The following is a 20,960-nucleotide window of genomic DNA, read 5'->3' on the forward strand; positions in this document are numbered from 1 at the left end:
TGGGTCCTTCGAAATAGCGGACGGCGAGTTCTTTCAGGCTTTCGTTCATGGGGTCGGTTGTTGTACGCATACATACATACAACAATCGGGGCGGATTTTACCCCCCCCCGGTTCCGGAAAAAATCGCATATTTTTTGAAATTCGCCTCTGGAAGGCTTCAGGACGGCTGGTTCATCAGCCAGGCGAGGATCAGTATTTGCAGGTAAATGGATTGTTCGCGTTCGAGGGCTTCGGCGAAGATGCGCAGGGCGCGCTGGATGTGCCGCTCGACCGTATGCAGGGAGATGTGGAGCCGTTCGGCTATTTCCCGGTTCTTCAACCCCTGGAACCGGCTGAGCAAAAACACTTCGCGGCAGCGTGCGGGCAGCGAGTCCATGATGCGCTGTATCTGCTGTTCCAACTCCTGGTACAGGTAGGGATGCCCGTTTTCGGCGAAGGAGAAATCGTAGTTGTAAAGACGCTCCTCCCCGATTTTCGCCCGGGCCAGGCAGCTGATCGTGTATTGGTCGACGATGCTTTTGTGCTTCAGGTAATTGAGGCATCGGTTGCGGGTCATGGCGAACAGCAGCATGCGGGCCTCTTCGGGGTCGAGGGGGGCTTGCCGGTCCCACAGCGCCATGAAGCAGTCGTGAACCAGGTCCTGCGCCTCGATGGGGTTGTTGACGAAACGCAGCGCATAGGCCGTCAACCGGGGTTGGCAGTCGATGTAGAGCCGTTCGAAATCATACCGTTTGGATTCGCTGTGCATTTGTCGGGTCCGTCCTGATGCTTTTTTGTTTTGGGCGGTTTCCGCCGCTTTTCGGGGGTGAAACCGAGGCAAATATAATCAAAAAAGTAAAAAAATGCCGCAGACGCTCTGAAAATATCTGCGGCATGGGGCGTGTTTCGACGCCGGTGCGGGCTACTTGTAAAGCCCGGCGACGGTGAAGTCGAGTATCTTGCCGAAGCCGTCGAACACCAGCGCGTTCGGCTGGTCGAGCTGTCCGCTGCCGAAGTTGATCTGCGGCACGACGTGTATCTTGTCGTTCCCGTCGTCCTTCGAGGTGACCACCGTCACCGCGCGGCTGCTCCATGCCAGCGAGGCGTTGCTCGGAAGGGTCGACGAGCCGTCGTAGTTCTCCATGGCGTAGTAGCCTTGCAGGTAGAGGCGGGCCAGGGTGATGTGCTCGCCCGCAGGGGCCGTGAAGACGGGCGCCGGGTCGAAATTGACGCTGCCCGTCGTGAAGATCACCTTGTAGATGGCGCTGCGGGTGGCGATGTAGAGGATCGGGTCGAATCGCGAGAAGACGAAGCTCACGGCTTCGGCGATGAGGGCGTTGGCCTCCGCCGGGATTTCGTAGATCAGCTTGGCGGCGGGTGCGCCGGCCGAAGCGGAGTAGTTGCCGAAGGTGTAGAGCGCATGGTTGCCGTCGGCTTTCCGCATCAGCAGGGTGTGGGTGGCGTTGTCGATGCTGATGCCGCCCGCGATGCACCGCAGGCCGGGGGCGTTCCCCGGGTCGAAGGGCGACGAACCCACGCTGCCGCAGGCGTAGAACGTCTGGTTGTAGCCGTAGCAGAACTTGCCCTGTTCCCGGTCGTAGAAGATCGTGCTGGGTTTGCGGGTGCTGCCCGGAGCGGAGTGGGCCGAAACGACGCCGTTGTCGACGGTCATGGTTTCGGTTCCGCTGACGGGCGTCGAGATCCGGCCGCGGCTGAGCAGCGTTTCGTAAATGTCGCCGTCGTTGAGGATCATCGTGCACTGGTAGGTGTTGAGCAGGCTCCGGATGTCGAGCTTTCCGGGCAGGTAGACGAACGCATCCTCCTTATGGCCCAGGATTTCGTAATAATCGGTCTCCACGCGCATCAGGTCGTCGTCGGTCGACACCCAGAGGATGTTTTTCTTGTCGGTTTTGTCGTAGGTGTAGAGCATGTGGGTGACCGCCGAGGGGAACGGACTGCCGTTGCGCCGGCTGATCAGCTCCTTTTCGACGGTTCCCTGCTCCGCGCCCGAGTAGGTCTCGGTCAGCTGCGGGTGCATGATCAGTCCCAGGTCCGAGGTGGTTCCGTCCCGGGTGTAGGCCACCACAAGCCCTTCGTTGAATTGGGCCGTCACGATGAGCGTCCACTTGTACTGGTACTTCAGGTCGTGGGCGGTGTCGGTGACCGTCAGCAGGAACAGGTAGCCTTTCGAGGAGATCGGCAGGTCGATCACTTCGTGGAACTCGCGCGTCGTGGCGAGCGAAATCGCCTCCGAGTCGTTGTCGGTCTGACTCACCGTCCATTCGTAGGTAAGCTCCTCGGGATTCTCCCGGCCGTCTTTGGTGATGCGGATGCCCGTGATGTCGAGCCGTGCGTTGTGCACCACCGTCAGCTGCGAGGCGATGGCTTCCGGCACTTCGATCTCCACGGGCGGGATATGGGTGGTCTGCAACGTGCTTTTGTCGTCGTAGCACGACGCGGCGAGCAGGCCCCAGCCTGCCAGCAACAGATATAGGGTGTGTTTTCTCATGGTCGTTCGTCGTTTACTTGGTGCGGATCGTTACCTCCCGGCCCTTCATGGAGCCTGATTCGTGGATGCGTTTTTGCCCGGGGTTGGCGGCCTTCCATTCGTCGTACCAGGCCTGTGCCCTGGCGCGCCAGGCGTCGATGTAGTAGCTGTAATCGGGTCCCCAGTCGGGGAACACCTCCCAGCCGAAGATGTCCAGCAGCAGCTGGTGGCCGGCCTGGCTGTAAGCCTCCGTCGACGAGCTGCCCGAAGATGCCTCCGATTCGATGAAGGCGTTGTAGGTGGACCACTGCTTGGTCGTCGCGGGCCGCGGCAGCATGTTGTGCCACGAGACGTTGGCTTTCAGGTAGAGGTCCGGTCCCACCCGGAGGTCGGGCGAATCGGTCAGGCAGAGCGTCAGTTCGCGCTGCTGCGTGTCGAGTTCGGCCGATTTGGCGACCTCGATGCGGATGGCGCCGTAGGTCTTCCCGGCCGGAACCTCCGCGCCGAGGATTTCGTACTGCCCGGGCTGCGCCGTGGTTCCCTCTTCGAGAACGCGGACGCCGATTTTCCGGTCGGAGCCGGAGGCCCCGCCGATGAGTTTCACCGGGACCTCGATCACCGCCTCGGCGACCCCTTCGGGCTGCTGCTTGAAGGTCATCGAGGCGTAGAACGTGCTGTCGGAATTCGAGTATCCGGGATATTCGGCCGTTTCGTTGGGCGCAGCCCCCGGGAAGCAGACCCTTCCCTGCGACATGTCGTAGCGTGTCGGGTCGTCCTTTTCGCAGCCGGCCGCCGTCGCCGCGGCCAGCAGTATGCAGATCAGTTTTTTCATGCTTCTCAACAATTAATCGTTCGACTTACTGTACGCGTCCCGACTGTATTTCGAAATCGGGGTAGGGCAGCATGTAGACGGCGTCGTCGATGACCTTGCTGCCGCTCATCACGTCGCTCTGGCGGGGCAGTTTCTCGTAGCCCAGCCGCTTGTAGAAATAGAAGACCACGCCTTCGCAGATGAACTCCTTGCGGTACTCCTTTTCGAGCTGGGCCATCAGGCCCGCCTCGTCGAGGTCGGCATCCAGTTCTTCGTAGACCGCGCGGGCCTTGCGCACCTCCTGCAACAGGCTGCGGGCTTCGCCGAGGTCCTTGTCCGGACCGGAGATGCGGCACTCGGCGGCGATGTAGTACATCTCCGGCAGGCGGATCAGCGGCATCAGGTCCTTGTGGCGGTAGTCGGCGCCCGTCGAGGTCTGCTGATAGAGCTTCGAAGGGGTCTTGGTCCCCTCGGGCCAGTAGTTGGTGTTGTGGTAGAGCTGTTTGTAGCGGCAGTCGGAGATGCCGGCGCCCTTGATTTCGAAAAGATCGTCGGCGACCGAGTTCTTGATGCACAGCGTGCGGTACTGGCGGTCCTGTTCCGAATATTCGCGGTTGAGGTTGCTTGCGATCTTCTTGGCCATGTCCGTGACGCCGAGCGCGAAGATATGTTCGCTCGGGAAGCACATCTCGGTCGTGGGGGCCTTGGCGGAGTCGGTGAACGTGCGCAGCGTCAGCCCGCCGGCGATTCCGACCGATGCCGGGTCGTCGATCACTTCGAGGGCGGCCAGCAACGCGGTGTGTTTGTTTTCGTCGCTGCCTTCCCACATGCAGACGCGCGCCAGCAGGGCCTTGACGGCGAAGTAGTTCAGGTGCATGTAGCGGTAATCGTAGAATTTGTCGACGTTGGCTTCGGTATAGATGCTTTCGGGATACCTGGCCCGGATGGGGTCGATCTCCAGCAGGCGGGCGGCCTCCGTGAGGTCGGCGATCATGCGGCGGAGCGTCTCGGCGTAGGTCAGCTGCGGCGCCGCGTCCTTGTCGACGCTCGTCAGGTAGGGGACCGTGTGACGGCTCTCCAGGTCGGTGCGTCCGGCCAGGTCGCTGCACCCGAACAGGCGTATCAGGTCGAAGTGGATGTAGGCCCTCACGGCGAGCAGTTCGCCCTTGATGATGCGGTAGTTGACCGAGTCGAGTTCGTCCTTCCGGCGGTCGATGTGGTCGAGGGCGTCGTTGACGTTGGCGATCACCGAGTAGGATTTCTCCCAGACCTTTTCGATCACTTCGGTGGATTTCGTGGTTTTGTAGTTGTAGCGGTCGAGGTCGTAGTCGTCCGCGGCGGTGTTCTTGCGGGCGTCGTACTGGCGGCCCAGTATTTCGACCATGTGCCACGTCAGGTTTTCGCCGTAGAGGTCGGTTTCGCCCATGGCGAGGTAGCAGCCGATGAGCGTCTGCTGGAAGCCTTCGGCCGAGGAGTAGTGGGCCTCGGCGCGGATTTCCGACGGGGGCGTCACGTCGAGCCAGCTCTCGCACGAGACGGCTGCGAGGGCTGCGGCGGACAGAAGGAGGTATTTGATGCTGTTTTTCATGGCTTCGGTGGTTTGTGTTAGAAGGTTCCGGTCAGCTGGAACGACATGCTCCGTGCGAAGGGATAGGTCGTGCCGCGCTCGATGCGGATCGACGAGAGCGTGGCGATGTTGTTCATGTAAAAGGCCAGCTTGAGCCGCTTGAGGCGGATTTTGCTGATCAGCCGCGGGTTGAATTCGTAATAGAGGCTCAGCGACGAGAACGTCAGCTCGTTGTTGTCCTGCACGAAGCGCGTCGTGGCCCGGGTCTTTTCGTCGTGCTGCTTGCCGTTTTCGTCGGTGTAGGAGCCGAGTTTCTTGAACATGGCGTTCTGGCCCGGGGTCTGCCAGCGGCCGTAGAGCACGCGGCGGTCGACGTTGTAGTGGATGTCGACGTTTTCGACCTTGTTGACCAGCGTGGTGTTGTACCGCTGCCCGCCGCCGAGGAAGGTGCAGGTGGCGCTTAACCCGAAGCCCTTGTATTCGGCCGCGAAGCCGAAGTTGCCGCGGTACTTGGGGTCGCTGATGCCGGCCACGACCTGATCCTGCGCGTCGTACTCGTAGGTCAGCGTGCCGTCCTTCCTGACGTAGATTTCCTGACCCGTCGTGGGGTCGATGCCCAGCGACGGCACGGCCCAGATGGCGTTCATCGGCATTCCGTCCTGATAGATCAGCACGGGCGTCGAGTTGCTCTTGTCCTGCGCCTGGGCCATCATCTTTTCGTTGTAGGCCTTGAGGCTTTCGGAGAGGTTGATGATGATGTTCTTGTTATAGGCGATCGAGCCGAAGAGGTTGAAAAAGCCCTGTTTGCCCTGCCAGAGCGTATAGCTCAATTTGGCCTCGATGCCGCGGTTGCGGACCTTGCCCAGGTTGTCCTTCACGGTGTCGAAACCCGTGGAGGTGGGGATTGCCACGTCGGTGAGCATGTTCTCGGTCACCGAGTTGTAGTAGTCGAAGGCGATCGTTGCGCGGTGGACCGTAATGTCGGCGCCCACGTTGTAGTCCATGCGCTGTTCCCATTTGAGGGCGGGGTTGGGCATCTTCGAGAGGTAGGCGCCCGTCTGTCCGTGGTAGGTGGCCCCGGTGTAGTAGAGATAGGTGGCCAGCACTTCGTTGGTGTCGTAGTTCTGGTTGCCCGTCAGTCCGGCCGAGGCGCGGATCTTGAATTGTTTCAAAACGTCCTGATCGCGCAGGAAGGGTTCGTTGTGGAGGTTCCACGCCACGCCGGCGCTCCATGCCGACGACCAGCGGTTGTCGGCGCCGTAGAGCGACGAGGCGCTTTCGCGGAACGTGAGGTCGACGTTGTAGCGGTCGTCGTAGCTGTACGACGCGGTTCCCAGGAAACTGATTTCGCGCGTGATCGACGAGATGCCGACGGGCTTTTTGTCCTGGGCGTACTGCCGGGCGAAGGTGATGTCGGCCGTCTGGCTGTTGGGGAATCCCTCGGCGTAGTGCTGGTAGGCGCTGTACGTGTTTTCGGCGATCCGGCCGCCGGCGTTGACGTAGAGGTAGTGCCTGCCCCAGTTTTTGGCGTAGTTGGCGTAGATTTCGCCCGAAATGTCGCTGCTCTTGCCGTTGTCGAGCTGGTAGGAGCCTTTGCGCAGCTGCATGCTCGTGCTTTCGTAGGCCGAGGTGGCGAATTTCGAATGCTTGGCCGGATAGAATTCGTCGGCGTCGCTGCGCTTTACGGCGATGCCGAGGCGGGCGGTGAGTTTCAGCGCCTCGGTGGCCTGCCATTCGGCGTAGAAGTTGTCCGTCACGCTGGTGTAGGTCTCGCGGTCGAGCGTTCCGAGCGTGGCGTCGTACATCGGGTTGGCCACTTCGTCGTAGGCCCAGCGGGCGATCTGGCCCGTCTGGGGATCGACGGCGCTCCAGTAGGGATTCATCCGGGCGTAGTCCCCGAAATCGCCCCACGGTGAGTTGTCGCTCCTGGTGTTGCTGACGCTCAATATGTTGCGGAACAGGAAGCTTTTCTTGCGGTACGAAACGTTCACGTCGCCCGAGAGCACCGTGCGCTCCGAACCCTTCATCACGCCCGCCACGTTGTTGTACGAGAAGTCGATCATCGCCCGCAGTTTGCGGCTGTCGCCCAGTTCGACCGAGAGGGTGTGTTTGTGGCCGACGCCCGTGCGCAGGGGTTTTGCGAGCCAGTAGGTGTCCAGTCCGCCGAGCACCTGCGCTTTGAGTGCGTTGTAGCGTTTGGTGAGATCCACCTGCGTCTGGGGATTCGCCGAGGTGTAGACGCCCTCGATGCGCTCGGCCTCGAGCTTCTCCCAGGCGTTGCAGAGGTTGTAGCTCGTTAGGTCGGGCATCGACACCTCGATGCTTCCGGTGTAGGTCACCAGCTCCTGATTGCCGGCCAGGCGTTTGGTCTCGATGACGATGACGCCGTTGGCGGCCTTCGAGCCGTAGAGCGCCTTGGCCGCGGCGTCCTTGAGGATGGTGATGCTCTCGATACGGGTCATGTCCATGTCCATCACCTTCTCGGCCGTGGTTTCGAACCCGTCGAGGATGAACAGCGGCTGGTTGGGGCGGTTCTGGTAGTTGCCCTTGATACTGACGCCCGTGGATTCCGAGGGGAAGGTGGTGATACCGCGCAGCTGCATGTCCGGCAGCGTGTTGGGGTCGGAGCCCATCAGCGTGTTGTCCATGATGTAGAGCGATGGCTCGATGTTTTTCAGGCTCTCGAAGACGTTGCGGTTACTCACGCGGGCCAGCTGGCCCGACGTGATGGTCGTGGCCGAACCCGTGTAGCTCTCCTTCTTGCGGGTGAAGATGCCGGTCACCACGACGTTTTCGATCTCCTGTTCGTCCTGCACCAGCCTGACTAGTCTGGTCTGTGCCGAGGGAAGCGTTTGCGAGACGTAGCCGATGTAGGAGAAGATCAGGTTGTCGCGGCCCTCGGGCATGCGGATCGAGAATCCGCCGTCGGACCCCGACACGACTCCCGTGGCGGTCCCCTGGATCAGGATGTTCACGCCCACGAGCGGCGCGCCGGCCGTGTCCGTCACACGTCCGCTGACGACCTTGTCCGGGGCTTTCTGCGGGGCGGAGGCGTTCCCCCCCCCGCTTCGGCCACGGATCACGATCGTGTCGTCGTCGATCGAGTATTCGAGCCGCGTGCCGCGCAGCGCTTCGTCGAGCACTTCGCGCACCGGGGCGTCGGCCTTGCTGAAGGAGATGCCGCCGATTCCCCGCACGGCGTCGCTATTATAGAGGATGTAATATCCCGTCTGCTGTTTGATCCGTTGGAGAACTTCGGCCAGCGACGCGTTGCGGAACGATACGGAGATGCGTTCCCTGCGCTGCTGGTAGGCTTCGCTCGCCGTCGCCTGCCGGGGCGCGCCCCAGACGGAAATCGCCAGCAGCCACATGCACACGGCAAGCCATGGCCTTCGGTGCGATACTGATAGGTAAAGTTTCCTCATAATAGCTGTGTTTTAAGTGACACGAATGCCGCCCCGTCGGGCGGCTTCCCAACTAACCGGCATCAATCGTCGTCACGGTCGATGCAGAGCACGATCTTCCCCTCCTCGACATCGGCGCGTATCTGATCGGTGCGCGCCAGCAGACGGGCCATTTCGGCAAAGGTTTCGTAGCGTTTCACGACGCCCGTGTAGCGCACCTTGTCGGCGTCGACGCCCCGCGGGACGATCTCCACGCCGTACCAGCGCGAGAGTTTGCGGCATATCGAGGCGATCGTCTCGTCGTTGAAGGTGAACAGTCCCCGGGTCCAGGCGGCGTAATCTTCGGCGGCGACCTGCCGCACGTCGAAGATAGCCCCTTCGCGCCCCACGCGGGCCTGCTGGCCCGGCTGGAGCATTGCGCGGCGGTGTCCGCTCCGCACCTCGACGCTGCCCCTCACGAGCGTGGTCTCGATCGCGCCCTCGTCGGCGTAGGACGAGATGTTGAACGCCGTGCCGTAGACGCTTACGGAAACCGTGTCGGCGTGGACCACGAACCGCCGCGAGGCGTCGTGCGCCACGTCGAAGTAGGCTTCGCCCGTCACGGTCACCTCGCGCGGCCCGTCGCCGAAGCGGACCGGGAAGACGAGGCTCGACTCGGAGTTGAGCCATACCTGCGTGCCGTCCGAGAGGCGGAGCGAGAACTCCTTGCCGCGCGGTACGGTGACGGTGTTCGTCATCGGAATCTCCTGCTCGGCCTCCACCTTGTGGTAGGCCAGCTCCTCGCCGGCGATCTCGAGGCGCGTGCCGTCCTGTTCGACGAGCATCCGCCGCCCGCCCGCTTCGAGCGCGACGTTCTCGCCCGACGAAAGGGTCAGCACGGCGCCCCGCACCCCGGGCGTCAGCTGCTCGATGTAAGCCTGCCGTGCGAGCCGTTCGGCCCGGCGGCCGAGCGTCCACCAGCCGCCGCCGGCCAGCAGCGCCGCCATGGCGGCGACCGCCGCGTATTTCCGGGCCGTGGCAGCCAGCATGCGCATCCGGCGCTTGCGGGCCGCCTTGCGGATGTTGCCCCATACGCGCTGTTCGTCGTAGCCGTATATCCGGCCCAGCAGCGGAAGGTTCTCCGCCGACTCCTCCAGCAGTTCCGCCAACTCCCGGTTCTGCGGCGAGCGGTCGAGCCACTCCCGGAGGATCGCCAGTTCCTCTTCGGTGGCGGTTCCCTCGAGGCGGGCTTTGAGTATTTCTTTGATCTGGTTTTCGAAACTCATGTCGTTTTCCGTGTTTTCAGGTTGGTCGGTGTGGCCGGAAACAACGTTTCCTATGGAATAGACCGAAAAAACGAACGCCGGACATACAATGCCGGCGTTTTTTTGTGAAAAATTTGCAGGTGGGTTACGGATTGTAACACAAAAGCGGAATTGGGATTTCGTCCTTTCGGTGCGGTGGGGCGAAATCGGGTCGGATTAAAATCGGATTCGGGGGGGCGGACTCCGGCTGTCCGGGACCTAAAAAAGCGTGAGGAAGAACATCGATATTTTGCGCAGGGCTTTGAACGAGCGCGACATGTGGGTCTTCACGGTGTGGAGCGAGAGCGAAAGCAGGCGGGCCGTCTCGACGTAGCTTTTGTGCTCGATGCAGATCATCTTGAAGATGCGGCGTCCCTGTTCGGGCAGCGCTTCGATCCGGTGGTAGATGGCCGCAATCTGCTCGATCATAGCCTGTTCGTCGCCGGGGGCGTTCTCTTCGGCGGCCAGGCGCACCGTCTCCTTCGAGTTGATGTCGTAGAAGCGGTTCTTCATCCGGGCGTGCAGGTGGTCGAGCGCCGCGTTGCGCACGCAGCGGTAGAGATAGCTCTCCTTCTGGCGGATCTGGCTGAAATCGACGTCGAGCAGCGCGATGAAGACCTCCTGCACGATGTCCTCGGCTTCGTGGGCCGAACCGACGATGCGTTCGGCATAGAGTGTCGCCAGCCGGAAATGTTGGCGGAACAGGACTTCGTATTCGGATGTGATTACGGTTTTCATGCAGTCTTTGACGCTGATGCTGACGGTGTTCGATTGCAAAAATAAGCGCTTCGGGCGAAAAAAGCAAACAATTCGTTACATTCTTTCGCCCGAAGCGGCTTTTCCGGGTGTCGGAACGCTTCCGGGAGGGGTCAGGAGTGCCTGCGCGCCAACTCTTTTTCGAGGTCGGCGATCGAGCATCCGGTGGCTTCGAGCAGCACGAGCAGGTGGTAGACGAGGTCCGAAGCCTCGTAGATCATCGCCTCGCGGTTCTGGGCCACGGCCTCGATGACGGTCTCCACAGCCTCCTCGCCGACCTTCTGCGCGATCTTGTTCACGCCGCGGTTGAAGAGCTTCGAGGTGTAGGAGCCTTCGGGCATCTCGGCGTGACGTCCCCGGATGACGCTTTGCAGGTAGCGGATGAAACCTTCGGTTTCGGGCACGGCCTCTCCGAAGCAGGTTTTCGACCCCGTGTGGCAGGTCGGGCCGTGGGGGATGACGCGGATGAGCAGCGTGTCGCAGTCGCAGTCGGCGGCCACCGACACGATGTCGAGCCAGTTGCCGCTGGTCTCGCCCTTGGTCCAGAGACGCTGGCGCGAGCGGCTGTAAAACGTGACGCGGCCTTCGGCGAGGCTTTTTTCATAGGCTTCGCGGTTCATGTAGCCCAGCATGAGGACCTGGAGGGTGCGGTCGTCCTGAATGACGGCGGGGACGAGTCCGCCGGGGAGTTTTGCGGCGTCGAACGCCGAAAACGGTTTTCCTTCGATTTTCATAGTGGTTTTATAATCTGACGTTTATGTTGCGTTTCTTCAACTCCCGCTTCAATACGGGTATCGGAATCTCGTTGTAATGGAAGATGCTGGCGGCCAACGCCGCGTCGGCACGGCCGAGGGTCAGCACGTCGGCGATGTGGTCCGCCGTGCCCGCGCCGCCCGAGGCGATGATCGGGACGGGCAGTTCCGCCAGCCGCGCGAAGGTGTCGCACGGGTAGCCGTTCTTCGTGCCGTCGTGGTCCATCGAGGTGAAGAGGATTTCGCCCGCGCCGCGGTCGGCGGCCTCGGCGGCCCAGGCGAAGAGTTCGCGCTGGGTGGGGCGTCGGCCTCCGTGGGTCGTGACGACCCAGCGGCCGTCGACGGTCCGGGCGTCGATGGCCGCGACGACGAACTGCGAGCCGTATCTGGCGGCGATGGCGTCGATCAGCGCGGGGTTGGCCACGGCGGCGCTGTTGAGGGTGATCTTGTCGGCTCCGGCGTCGAGCAGCCTGGAGGCGTCGTCGACCGACGAAATGCCGCCTCCGACGGTGAACGGGATGTCGATGCGCGCGGCGATGCGCGCGACCAGCTCCGTGAAGGTGCGGCGTCCCTCCTCCGAGGCGCTGATGTCGAGGTAGACCAGTTCGTCGGCCCCTTCGGCGGCGTATTTCGCACCCAGCTCCACGGGGTCGCCGACCTGGCGCAGTCCCACGAAGTTGATGCCCTTGACGGTCTGTCCGTCGCGGATGTCGAGGCAGGGGATTATGCGTTTGGCAAGCATCGCGCGAGGTCTTTGAGGGTGATGCGCCCTTCGTAGAGGGCTTTGCCGACGATGACGCTCCGCAGGCCCTGCCGGTCTAACTCTTCGATGTCGGACATCGAAGAGATGCCGCCGCTGACGGTGATCTCCACCGTCGGGAAGCGGCCTTGCAGGTCGGCGTAGAAGGCTGCCGAGGGGCCGCAGAGCATGCCGTCGCGGGAGATGTCGGTGCAGATAACCTGCGTAAGCCCCTGCGGAATGAATCGCCCGATCAGCTCGGGGGCCGAGAGCGTCGAACTTTCCAGCCAGCCCTCGATGGCCACCGCGCCGTTGCGGACGTCGGCCCCGAGGATCAGCCGCCCGGGGTCGAACTCCGCGAGCCATGCGGCGAAAAGGTCGGGCCGGCGGACGGCGACGCTGCCGCAGATGGCGCGGCGCGCTCCGGCGTCGAAGACGCTGTGCAGGGCCTCGCGGCTCTTGATGCCTCCGCCGTACTGCACTTCGAGCGAGGTCCGCGCGGCGATGCGTTCCAGCACGGCGAGGTTGCGCGGCTCCGAGGCCTTCGCGCCGTCGAGGTCGACCATGTGCAGGCGGCGGATGCCCGCCTCCTCGAAGCGGAACGCCGCTTCGAGCGGGTCGCGGTAGTAGGTCTTCCGGCTGGCGTAGTCGCCCTGCGTGAGGCGCACGCACTGGCCGCCGATGATGTCCGTTGCGGGTATGATTTCGATCATGGTGTCAGAGGTTTAGAAAATTGAGTAAAATCCGCGCGCCCGCCGCACCGCTTTTTTCGGGGTGGAACTGCGTGCCGAAGAAGTTGCCGCTCCCGAGCGCCGCGCTGAACGGGCGACCGTAGTCGGTCGTGGCGATGGTTGCGGCGCAGGGTTCGGCGGCGAAGGAGTGGACGTAATATACATAGGTCTCCCCGGCCGTTTCGTCGAACAGCGGCGAGCGGAGCGAGGTGATCGTGTTCCAGCCCACGTGGGGGACTTTGAGCCGCGCGCCGTCGGCCGCCGTGGCCGGAAGCCGCAGGACCCGGGCCGGGAAGATGCCCATGCAGCGGGCGTCGCCCTCCTCGCTCGAAAGGCACATCAGCTGCATGCCGATGCAGATGCCCAGGACGGGCTGCGTGAGCGAGGGGATCACCGTGTCGAGTCCCCGCTCGCGGAGCTGCGACATGGCCGACGAGGCCTCGCCGACTCCCGGGAGGATCACTTTGTCGGCCCCGCGCAGCAGGGCGGGATCGGCCGTGAGCGTGAATTCGGCCCCTGCGCGGCGAAGGGCGTCGGCAACCGACCGCAGGTTGCCCGTGGCGTAATCGACGACGGCTATCATAGGACTCCTTTGCTGCTGGGGACGGTGTAATCGAACGGGATGTGCGCCACGGCCATGCGCAGGGCGCGGGCGAAGGCCTTGAAGACGGCCTCGGCCTTGTGGTGGTCGTTGTCGCCGCGGGCCGAGATTTGGAGGTTGCACCGCGCGGCGCATGCGAACGAGTGGAAGAAGTGGCGGAACATTTCGGTCGGAACGTCGCCAACCCGCTCGCGGCGGAACGAGGCGTCCCACTCGAAGTCGATGCGGCCCCCGAAGTCGAGCAGCGTCAGCGCCCGGCAGTCGTCCATCGGCAGGGCGAAGCCGTAGCGGGCGATCCCGGCCTTCGCGCCCAGCGCGCGGTCGACGGCCTCGCCCAGCGTGATGGCCACGTCCTCCATCGTGTGGTGTTCGTCGATGTCCAGATCGCCCCGCGCGTCGACGGCCAGCGCGACGCCGCCGTGGTGGGCGATCTGCGCGAGCATGTGGTCCAGAAAGCGCAGGCCCGTGGAGATTTGGCCGTTGAAATCCCCGCGGCCGTCGAGGTCGAGGCGGACGGTGATCTGCGTCTCGCGGGTCTCGCGCCGGATTTCGGCCCGGCGTTCGCCGCGGCGGATGAATTCGGCGATTTCGCTCCACGAGTCGGTGATCAGCGCACAGGCGTCGGCGGCGCCGGCTTCCTCCAGCGTCCGCAGCCCTTCGGCGGGGGGAGCGAGCAGGATGCCCCGCGCCCCGAGGTTGCGGGCCAGCAGGATGTCGGTCGCGCGGTCGCCGATGACGTAGCTCGCCGCGAGGTCGTATTCGCCGCCCGTGTAGCGGCCGAACATCCCTGTCCGGGGTTTGCGCGTGGGGGCGGCGTCGGCCTCGAACGTGCGGTCGATCAGCTGGTCGTCGAACGCGACGCCCTCGCCGCCGAGCGTCGCGAGCATTTTGTTATGCGCCGGCCAAAAGGTATCCTCGGGGAAGGACGGGGTGCCGAGCCCGTCCTGGTTGGTGGCCAGCACGAGGTCGAACCCGAGGCCCGTGAGCGCCTTCAGGGCGGAGATGGCTCCGGGTACGAACGCGAGTTTTTCGAGGCTGTCGATCTGTTCGTCGGCGGGTTCGGCGATGATCGTGCCGTCGCGGTCGATGAAGAGGGCTTTTTTCATAATCGGAAGTTTTTGACGGTTTCTATCATCCGGGCGTTCTCCGCGGGGGTTCCGACGGTGATGCGCAGGCATCCTTCGCAGCCCGGGATGCGCGAGCGGTTGCGGACGATGACCCCGGCCGAGATCAGCGCGTCGTACATGCGGTCGGGATCGGGGGTGCGGACCAGGATGAAATTGGCATCCGAAGGGTAGACCCGCTCGATGGCGGGGCAGGCCGCGAGCTGCGGCGCGAGCCGGTCGCGCTCGGCGCGGATTTCGGCCACCTGCGGGGCGATGTCTTCGGTGAGCCGTTCGGCGACGGCCTGCTGCGCGAGGCTGTTGATGTTGTAGGGATATTTCACGCGTGCGAAAAGTCCGGCGACGGCTTCCGACGCGAATGCCAGTCCGAGGCGAAGCCCCGCCATGCCCCACGCCTTCGAGAGGGTTTGCAGGACGATGAGGTTCCCGAATTCGCCGAGGCGTGCGAGGAATCCCGGCCCGGCGGCGAAGTCGATGTAGGCTTCGTCGAGGACGACCATGCCGTCGAATTCGCGGAGCAGCCGTTCGATGCCGGCCGCCGGGAAGGCGTTGCCCGTGGGGTTGTTCGGGGAGCAGAGCCACAGCAGACGGGTGCGCTCGTCGGCGGCCGCCAGCAGGGCGTCGGCCGGAAGCGAGAAGTCCGCGCCGAGCGCGACCTCGCGCATCTCGACGTCGTTGATGTCGGCGGCGACGCGGTACATGCCGTAGGTCGGGGCGATCGAAACGGCGTTGTCGACGCCCGGACGGCAGAAGATGCGGTAGCAGAGGTCGATGGCCTCGTCGCTGCCGTTGCCGATGAAGACCTGCTCTTCGCGCACGCCTTTCAGCGCGGCGATCTTCTGTTTGAGGAGCTTCTGATGCGGGTCGGGGTAGCGGTTGACACCGTTGTCGTAGGGGTTTTCGTTGGCGTCGAGCCACGTCGTGATCTCTCCGCCGGAAAACTCGTCGCGGGCCGTGGAGTAGGGTTTCAACGCCCGGATGTTGGGGCGCACCAGTTCTTCGAGCGGTTTCACAGCACACCTCCTTTCATGCGGACGCGCACGGCGGCGGCGTGCGCCCCGAGACCCTCGGCCTCGGCCATGGCGATGACGGTCGGGGAGAGGGTCGCAAGCCCCTTGCGCGAGAGTTCCTGATAGGTGATCTTGCGCAGGAACGAGTCGGTGTTCACGCCGCTGTAAGCCCGCGCCCAGCCGCCCGTGGGCAGCGTGTGGTTGGTTCCCGAGGCGTAATCCCCGGCGCTTTCGGGCGACCAGGGGCCGATGAAGACGCTTCCGGCGGCGGTGATCTGCGCCGCGACGTCCCAGGCGTCGCGCATCGAGATGATCAGGTGCTCGGGGGCGTAGGCGTTGGCGAAGCCGATCATCTTTTCGCGGCTGTCGAGGACCACGATGCGGCTCTGGCGCAGTGCCTCGCGGATGGTCTCGCCGCGGCGCAGTTGGAGCAGCTGTTCGCCGACGGCCCGCTGGGTGTCGCGGGCGAACTCCACCGACGGGCAGACCAGCACCGCCTGGCTGTCGCCTCCGTGTTCGGCCTGCGACAGCAGGTCGGCGGCGGCGAAGGCGGGCGACGCTTCGTCGTCGGCCAGCACCAGCACCTCCGAGGGCCCGGCGGGCAGGTCGACGGCCACGTCGTTGGCGCCGACCAGTTGCTTGGCCTTGGTGACATAGCGGTTGCCGGGACCGAAAATCTTGTCGACGCGCGGGATGCTCTCCGTGCCGTAGGCCATGGCCGCCACGGCCTGCGCCCCGCCGACGGAGAATATGCGGTCGACGCCGCACAGATCGGCGGCATAGAGGATTTCGGGGGCTATCGTGCCGTCGGGGCGCGCGGGGGTGCAGAGGATGACCTCCCCGCAGCCGGCGACGCGGGCCGGGACGGCCAGCATCAGCACCGTGGAGAAGAGCGGCGCCTTGCCGCCCGGGATGTAAAGGCCCACGCGGCGGATCGGCACGGCGCGCTGCACGCACCGGACGCCCGGCATCGTCTCGATGTCGACCTCGGGCGGCAGCTGGGCGCGGTGGAAGGTCTCGATGTTCGCTTTCGCGGCGGCGAGGGCCTCTTTCAGCGCGGCGGGGATGAGCGCGGCGGCTGCGGCGCGCACGTCGGCCGGAATTTCGAACGTCCGGGGATCGCGCCCCTCGACGCGGCGGGTGACTTCGCGCAGCGAGCGGTCGCCGCCGGATTTTACGTCGGCGAGGATTTCGGTCACCTGTCGCGTGATCTCCTCCTCTTCCCGGGTGAAGCGCTCGGTGAGGGCGGCCCACTCGGCGCGTTCGGGATTGTTGTGGATTTTCAGAATTTCCATGACGGTTCCGGATTTTTAGCGGATCATGTTTTCGAGTGCCAGGATCAGGATGCCTTCGGCCCCGATCTCCTTGAGCCGTTCGATGCGCTCCCACAACTGGTCCTGGGAGATGACGGCGTGGATCGAGCACCACCCCTCCTGCGCCAGCGGCAGCACCGTCGGGCTGCGCATGCCGGGGAGTATCCGGATGGCGTCGCCGAGCCGCTCCTTGGGGAGGTTCATCAGCACGTATTTCATGCCGCGGCTGTCGAGGATCGAGTTGAGGCGGAAGGTCAGCTGCTCCGTTTCGCGGCGCTTGTCGCTGTCAAGCCCCGGGCAGGCGATGAGCACCGCCTCGGAAAAGAGGACCTTCTCGACCTCGACCAGCCCGTTGGAGATGAGCGTGCCGCCCGAGGAGACGATGTCGAAGATGCCGTCGGCCATGCCTACCGCCGGGGCGATCTCCACGGAGCCTTCGATGGTGTGGATCTCGGCCTCGATCCCCTTCTCGGCGAAGTAGCGGGCGAGGATGTTGGGGTAGGAGGTGGCGACGCGCCGGCCGCGGAAGAACGCGAGGCCTTCGTAGGCGGTCGTTTTGGGTACGGCCAGCGAGAGGCGGCAGCCTCCGAACCCGAGGTCCATGATCTGCTCGACGGGGAAACCCTTCTCGGCGACCTCGTTCAGCCCCACGATGCCCAGGTCGGCGACCCCCATCGAGACGGCCTGCGGGATGTCGTCGTCGCGCAGGTAGAGGACTTCCAGCGGAAACCCTTCCGCGCGGGAGATGAGTTTGCGCTTGCTCTCGGCAACGCGGATGCCTGCTTCGGAAAGCAGGTCGATGCTCTGTTCGTTCAGTCGGCCCTTGGCCTGGATGGCTATTCGTAACATATTCGGTGTGTGTTTGATTGTTTGCTTCTTTCGGACACCCACCTGCGGTTCGGCACGCAAAAAAGCCCACCCGCAGGGGGTGAGCTTCATGTATTCTATAATAACCTCTTACATATACATAATCGACCTACCCCTCGGTAAAGTGGTGATGGTGATGATGGATATGGTTGAAAATCGTCATTCGTCCGGTTGTTGGAGGCAAATATAGGGTTTCTGCGGGAAAAAACAAAATCCGGCCCGGATTTTTTTGCATCCGGCGGAAAAACGGCGGTCGGGGAGGATGGCCGCCGCTCTCGTTTGGCGAAACGCTCCGCCGCCGGATTGATTACAGCCGCCGCAGGCGCGCGGAAGGGAAACGGAGCGCGAAGTTGCGGTTTTTAAGAGTTTTTAGTATATTTACGGCCTGCATCCAGTGAAAACGGCCCGTGCGGTGCGCAGGGGCCGTACGGGCGGCCTTCCGGATTGTAATCTGTTCGTCCGGGACCCGCAGCGCGGACCTTTCATTTAAAACGAAAAGACAATGTGTGACCCTATTCAGTCGATTGCGACCCGTTTGCGCGGGCTGCGCGAAGCGCTTGAACTGACCCAGGAGGAGGTGGCTGCGAGCTGCAACCTTCCGGTCGGACAGTACAGGGAGATGGAGAGCGGCACGGCCGATTTTTCGGTGAACGTGCTGCAAACCATATCCCGCCATTACGGGATCAGCCTCGATGTGCTGATGTTCGGCGAGGAGCCGAAGATGAACGCCTATTTCATCACCCGCGCCGGAAAGGGCGTGTCGGTCGAACGGCAGAAGGCCTACAAGTACGAGGCGTTGGCGGCGGGATTCCGCGACCGGAAGATCGACCCCTTCATCGTGACGGTCGAGCCGGCTGCGGACGACGCCCCGATGCACCTGAACTGCCATCCCGGGCAGGAGATGAACTACGTGCTGGAGGGCCGCCTGCTGATCGGGCTGAACGGCAAGGAGATCGTACTGAACACGGGCGACAGCCTCTATTTCGATTCGGGTCTGCCGCACGGGATGAAAGCCCTCGACGGCAAAACGGTGCGGTTTCTGGCCATAATAATGTAACGGCAGCATGGTAGAGCGATTTTTATCCCAGACCTCCTTCGTCTCGCAGGAGGATTACCGGAAGAACCTGCACATACGGGTTCCGGAGAATTTCAATTTCGGCTACGACGTGGTGGACGCATACGCCGCCGAGCAGCCCGGCAAGGAGGCGCTGCTGTGGACCGACGACCAGGGCGCCGAAATCCGGTTCACCTTTGCCGACATCAAGCGCGAAAGCGACCGCACGGCCTCGTATTTCCAGAGCCTCGGCATCGGAAAGGGCGATGTGGTGATGCTGATCCTCAAGCGCCGCTACGAGTTCTGGTTCTCGATTCTGGCGCTGCACAAACTGGGCGCGGTGGTGATCCCGGCAACCCACCTGCTGACCAAAAAGGACGTAGTCTACCGCTGCAATACGGCCGGGATCAAGGCCATCGTCGCGGCGGGCGAGCGGGTGATCACCGATCACATCGCGGCGGCCATGCCCGAAAGCCCCACGACCGAACTGCTCGTCAGCGTGGGGCCCGAGGTCCCCGAAGGGTTTCTCGATTTCCACGCCGGCATCGAAAAGGCGGCTCCTTTCGTGCGCCCGGAGCGGGTGAACGCCAACGACGACGTGATGATGATGTATTTCACCTCGGGGACGACCGGCGAGCCGAAGATGGTGGCCCACGACTTCACTTATCCGCTGGGGCATATCACCACGGGGCTGCTGTGGCACAACCTCCACGAAGGCAGCCTGCACCTGACGATCGCCGACACGGGGTGGGCCAAGGCCGCGTGGGGCAAACTCTACGGGCAGTGGCTGGCCGGGGCCTGCCTGTTCGTCTACGACCACGAGAAGTTCACGCCCGCGGACATGCTGCGCAAGATCGAGCAGTACCGCATCACGTCGCTGTGCGCGCCTCCGACGGTCTACCGCTTCCTGATTCGCGAGGATCTCACCAAATACGACCTCTCGTCGCTGGAGTACTGCACCACGGCGGGCGAGGCGCTGAACGGAGCCGTGTACGACACCTTCCTGCGTCTGACGGGCATCCGCCTGATGGAGGGCTTCGGGCAGACCGAGACGACGCTGACGCTGGCCACGTTCCCGTGGATGAAGTCCAAACCCGGGAGCATGGGCGTCCCCAATCCCCAGTACCGGATCGACCTGGTGACCCCCGACGGCCGTTCGGCCGAGGACGGCGAGCAGGGGCAGATCGTGATCCGCACCGACGGGGGCAAGCCCCTCGGTCTGTTCAAGGGTTACTACCTGAACGATGAGCTGACCCGCGAGGCGTGGCACGACGGGGTGTATTATACGGGTGACGTGGCGTGGCGCGACGAGGACGGCTACTACTGGTTCGTGGGGCGTGCCGACGACGTGATCAAGAGTTCGGGCTACCGCATCGGTCCGTTCGAGGTGGAGAGCGCCCTGATGACCCACCCGGCGGTGGTGGAGTGCGCCATTACGGGCGTTCCCGACGAGATCCGCGGCCAGGTCGTCAAGGCGACGATCGTGCTCGCCGAGGCCTACCGCGGGCAGGCCGGGGAGGCGTTGGTCAGGGAGTTGCAGGACCATGTGAAGCGCATCACGGCTCCTTATAAATACCCGCGCGTGATCGAGTTCGTGGAGTCGCTGCCCAAGACCATCAGCGGCAAGATCCGCCGCAAGGAGATCCGCAGCGGCGACGAAGGGAAATAATCCGGCCGCAGGCCGGCGGGGAGAGGGACCGTGCGGAGGGCGCGGTCCCTCTCTCTCTTTGCGGCTGCCGCTCCGGGGCCGCGTCGCGGGATTTTAACGGAACCGTATATTGCGGTTCTGAAAAAGTTTCCTAATTTTGTCTTGTGAAAGCCTGAACATGCCCGGACGTGGAGAAGAAAAAAGAACTTGAGAATTTGCTTGTTTCCGTAAGCGAGAACGACGATTACGCTTTCCGGGTTTTCTATGATCTCTATTACCGGAGCGTTTTCCGGTTCGCCTACTATTTTCTGCGCAACAGGGAGGCCTGCGGCGAGGTCGTGAGCAACGTCTTCGTCGCCGTCTGGAAGTCCCGCGTCGCGCTGCGGAGGATCGAAAACATCGACGCCTACCTCTACGTCGTCGCGCGCAACGAGGCGAACCGGTATCTGAAGGAGTCCCGTACGCGCCGCCGCTGCCTCTCGTTCGAGGAGATTCCCATCTCGCTGATCGACCGAAATTCCCCCCCCCCCACAGCGAAGACGCTCCCGATAGCCGGTTGATAGAGGCCGAAGTCGAGGAGCTGGTGCGCCGTCTCATAAACGATTTGCCCGAACGCTGCCGCACGGTGTTCCTGCTCAACCGGCAGGAGGGGCTGTCGTCGCGCGAGATCGCCGAGGCGCTGTCGCTCTCCGAGAGCACGGTGCGGGTCCAGATCAAGATCGCCGTCGACAGGATCGTGGCCGGCATACGCACGCATTATCCCGACCTGAAGCTGGTTTCCCTGCTGCTGTTCCTCTTCACGGCGCGTTTCTGACGCCTGCCGGAATGAAAAA

19 protein-coding genes are annotated in these 20,960 nt (G+C 63.4%); 4 read left to right on the forward strand and 15 right to left on the reverse strand.

Features of this window, described 5'->3' with window-relative positions; all coding sequences use genetic code 11:
• Positions 1-157: 157 nt before the first annotated feature.
• The 15 genes from BHV64_RS04045 to hisG form a co-directional block, all read right to left on the reverse strand.
• The gene (locus tag BHV64_RS04045; protein WP_217727730.1) at positions 158-748 is read right to left on the reverse strand and encodes an RNA polymerase sigma-70 factor; all 591 of its coding nucleotides are present in this window, start codon (positions 746-748) and stop codon (positions 158-160) included.
• A 153-nt stretch (positions 749-901) separates the two neighbouring features.
• The gene (locus BHV64_RS04050) at positions 902-2,488 is read right to left on the reverse strand and encodes a PKD-like family lipoprotein (RefSeq protein WP_138266201.1); all 1,587 of its coding nucleotides are present in this window, start codon (positions 2,486-2,488) and stop codon (positions 902-904) included.
• 13 nt (positions 2,489-2,501) lie between these two features.
• A complete protein-coding gene (locus BHV64_RS04055) occupies positions 2,502-3,299 on the reverse strand; it encodes a DUF4843 domain-containing protein (RefSeq protein ID WP_147620896.1) in 798 nt (265 codons plus the stop codon).
• Positions 3,300-3,324: 25 nt separating this feature from the next.
• Complete coding sequence (locus BHV64_RS04060; RefSeq protein ID WP_276770345.1) at positions 3,325-4,866, reverse strand: RagB/SusD family nutrient uptake outer membrane protein; 1,542 nt, start codon at positions 4,864-4,866, stop codon at positions 3,325-3,327.
• Between the two features lie 17 nt (positions 4,867-4,883).
• Complete coding sequence (locus BHV64_RS04065) at positions 4,884-8,270, reverse strand: SusC/RagA family TonB-linked outer membrane protein (RefSeq protein WP_240048045.1); 3,387 nt, start codon at positions 8,268-8,270, stop codon at positions 4,884-4,886.
• A 62-nt stretch (positions 8,271-8,332) separates the two neighbouring features.
• Entirely contained in the window at positions 8,333-9,514 is a 1,182-nt protein-coding gene (locus tag BHV64_RS04070; protein WP_288115580.1) for a FecR family protein, read from the reverse strand.
• A gap of 237 nt (positions 9,515-9,751) precedes the next feature.
• Positions 9,752-10,270 carry a sigma-70 family RNA polymerase sigma factor gene (locus BHV64_RS04075; protein WP_288115581.1) on the reverse strand — a complete coding sequence of 173 codons (519 nt, stop codon included), beginning with the start codon at positions 10,268-10,270 and terminating at the stop codon, positions 9,752-9,754.
• Between the two features lie 131 nt (positions 10,271-10,401).
• The gene (gene hisIE, locus BHV64_RS04080) at positions 10,402-11,022 is read right to left on the reverse strand and encodes a bifunctional phosphoribosyl-AMP cyclohydrolase/phosphoribosyl-ATP diphosphatase HisIE (protein ID WP_015548084.1); all 621 of its coding nucleotides are present in this window, start codon (positions 11,020-11,022) and stop codon (positions 10,402-10,404) included.
• Positions 11,023-11,029: 7 nt separating this feature from the next.
• Positions 11,030-11,782, reverse strand: a complete 753-nt coding sequence (hisF, locus tag BHV64_RS04085; RefSeq protein WP_015548083.1) for an imidazole glycerol phosphate synthase subunit HisF — start codon at positions 11,780-11,782, stop codon at positions 11,030-11,032.
• Positions 11,764-12,492 carry a 1-(5-phosphoribosyl)-5-[(5-phosphoribosylamino)methylideneamino]imidazole-4-carboxamide isomerase gene (hisA, locus tag BHV64_RS04090; RefSeq protein ID WP_147620901.1) on the reverse strand — a complete coding sequence of 243 codons (729 nt, stop codon included), beginning with the start codon at positions 12,490-12,492 and terminating at the stop codon, positions 11,764-11,766. The genes hisF and hisA overlap by 19 nt, the downstream gene beginning before the upstream one ends.
• 4 nt (positions 12,493-12,496) lie before the next feature.
• On the reverse strand, positions 12,497-13,093 hold the full coding sequence (gene hisH, locus BHV64_RS04095) for an imidazole glycerol phosphate synthase subunit HisH (RefSeq protein WP_217727728.1): 597 nt from the start codon (positions 13,091-13,093) through the stop codon (positions 12,497-12,499).
• On the reverse strand, positions 13,090-14,217 hold the full coding sequence (hisB, locus tag BHV64_RS04100; protein WP_149887856.1) for a bifunctional histidinol-phosphatase/imidazoleglycerol-phosphate dehydratase HisB: 1,128 nt from the start codon (positions 14,215-14,217) through the stop codon (positions 13,090-13,092). Before hisB ends, hisH begins: the two co-directional genes overlap by 4 nt.
• Positions 14,214-15,248, reverse strand: a complete 1,035-nt coding sequence (gene hisC / locus BHV64_RS04105; protein ID WP_217727727.1) for a histidinol-phosphate transaminase — start codon at positions 15,246-15,248, stop codon at positions 14,214-14,216. The genes hisB and hisC overlap by 4 nt, the downstream gene beginning before the upstream one ends.
• Positions 15,245-16,540, reverse strand: coding sequence for a histidinol dehydrogenase (gene hisD / locus BHV64_RS04110; RefSeq protein WP_015548079.1), 1,296 nt, complete (start codon positions 16,538-16,540; stop codon positions 15,245-15,247). Before hisD ends, hisC begins: the two co-directional genes overlap by 4 nt.
• A 15-nt stretch (positions 16,541-16,555) precedes the next feature.
• A complete protein-coding gene (gene hisG / locus BHV64_RS04115; RefSeq protein WP_015548078.1) occupies positions 16,556-17,407 on the reverse strand; it encodes an ATP phosphoribosyltransferase in 852 nt (283 codons plus the stop codon).
• A gap of 520 nt (positions 17,408-17,927) precedes the next feature.
• Here hisG and BHV64_RS04120 point away from each other — a divergent pair.
• The 4 genes from BHV64_RS04120 (at position 17,928) to BHV64_RS04135 (ending at position 20,941) form a co-directional block, all read left to right on the forward strand.
• Positions 17,928-18,482, forward strand: coding sequence for a helix-turn-helix domain-containing protein (locus BHV64_RS04120; RefSeq protein ID WP_022061378.1), 555 nt, complete (start codon positions 17,928-17,930; stop codon positions 18,480-18,482).
• A gap of 7 nt (positions 18,483-18,489) precedes the next feature.
• Entirely contained in the window at positions 18,490-20,148 is a 1,659-nt protein-coding gene (locus BHV64_RS04125; protein WP_015548077.1) for an AMP-binding protein, read from the forward strand.
• Between the two features lie 194 nt (positions 20,149-20,342).
• The gene (locus BHV64_RS04130) at positions 20,343-20,687 is read left to right on the forward strand and encodes an RNA polymerase sigma factor (RefSeq protein WP_288115582.1); all 345 of its coding nucleotides are present in this window, start codon (positions 20,343-20,345) and stop codon (positions 20,685-20,687) included.
• A complete protein-coding gene (locus tag BHV64_RS04135; protein ID WP_022061380.1) occupies positions 20,684-20,941 on the forward strand; it encodes a sigma factor-like helix-turn-helix DNA-binding protein in 258 nt (85 codons plus the stop codon). The genes BHV64_RS04130 and BHV64_RS04135 overlap by 4 nt, the downstream gene beginning before the upstream one ends.
• The last annotated feature ends 19 nt before the right edge of the window (positions 20,942-20,960 follow it).

The organism is Alistipes sp. 56_sp_Nov_56_25, from assembly GCF_001915285.1.
In the GTDB taxonomy this organism is placed as follows: domain Bacteria; phylum Bacteroidota; class Bacteroidia; order Bacteroidales; family Rikenellaceae; genus Alistipes; species Alistipes shahii.

What these genes read in the sequence shown, in the direction of transcription:
- BHV64_RS04045 (WP_217727730.1), bottom strand. Translation starts at nt 748, where the DNA reads ATGCACAGCGAATCCAAACGGTATGATTTCGAACGGCTCTACATCGAC.
- BHV64_RS04050 (WP_138266201.1), bottom strand. Translation starts at nt 2,488, where the DNA reads ATGAGAAAACACACCCTATATCTGTTGCTGGCAGGCTGGGGCCTGCTC.
- BHV64_RS04055 (WP_147620896.1), bottom strand. Translation starts at nt 3,299, where the DNA reads ATGAAAAAACTGATCTGCATACTGCTGGCCGCGGCGACGGCGGCCGGC.
- BHV64_RS04060 (WP_276770345.1), bottom strand. Translation starts at nt 4,866, where the DNA reads ATGAAAAACAGCATCAAATACCTCCTTCTGTCCGCCGCAGCCCTCGCA.
- BHV64_RS04065 (WP_240048045.1), bottom strand. Translation starts at nt 8,270, where the DNA reads ATGAGGAAACTTTACCTATCAGTATCGCACCGAAGGCCATGGCTTGCC.
- BHV64_RS04070 (WP_288115580.1), bottom strand. Translation starts at nt 9,514, where the DNA reads ATGAGTTTCGAAAACCAGATCAAAGAAATACTCAAAGCCCGCCTCGAG.
- BHV64_RS04075 (WP_288115581.1), bottom strand. Translation starts at nt 10,270, where the DNA reads ATGAAAACCGTAATCACATCCGAATACGAAGTCCTGTTCCGCCAACAT.
- hisIE (WP_015548084.1), bottom strand. Translation starts at nt 11,022, where the DNA reads ATGAAAATCGAAGGAAAACCGTTTTCGGCGTTCGACGCCGCAAAACTC.
- hisF (WP_015548083.1), bottom strand. Translation starts at nt 11,782, where the DNA reads ATGCTTGCCAAACGCATAATCCCCTGCCTCGACATCCGCGACGGACAG.
- hisA (WP_147620901.1), bottom strand. Translation starts at nt 12,492, where the DNA reads ATGATCGAAATCATACCCGCAACGGACATCATCGGCGGCCAGTGCGTG.
- hisH (WP_217727728.1), bottom strand. Translation starts at nt 13,093, where the DNA reads ATGATAGCCGTCGTCGATTACGCCACGGGCAACCTGCGGTCGGTTGCC.
- hisB (WP_149887856.1), bottom strand. Translation starts at nt 14,217, where the DNA reads ATGAAAAAAGCCCTCTTCATCGACCGCGACGGCACGATCATCGCCGAA.
- hisD (WP_015548079.1), bottom strand. Translation starts at nt 16,540, where the DNA reads ATGGAAATTCTGAAAATCCACAACAATCCCGAACGCGCCGAGTGGGCC.
- hisG (WP_015548078.1), bottom strand. Translation starts at nt 17,407, where the DNA reads ATGTTACGAATAGCCATCCAGGCCAAGGGCCGACTGAACGAACAGAGC.
- BHV64_RS04120 (WP_022061378.1), top strand. Translation starts at nt 17,928, where the DNA reads ATGTGTGACCCTATTCAGTCGATTGCGACCCGTTTGCGCGGGCTGCGC.
- BHV64_RS04125 (WP_015548077.1), top strand. Translation starts at nt 18,490, where the DNA reads ATGGTAGAGCGATTTTTATCCCAGACCTCCTTCGTCTCGCAGGAGGAT.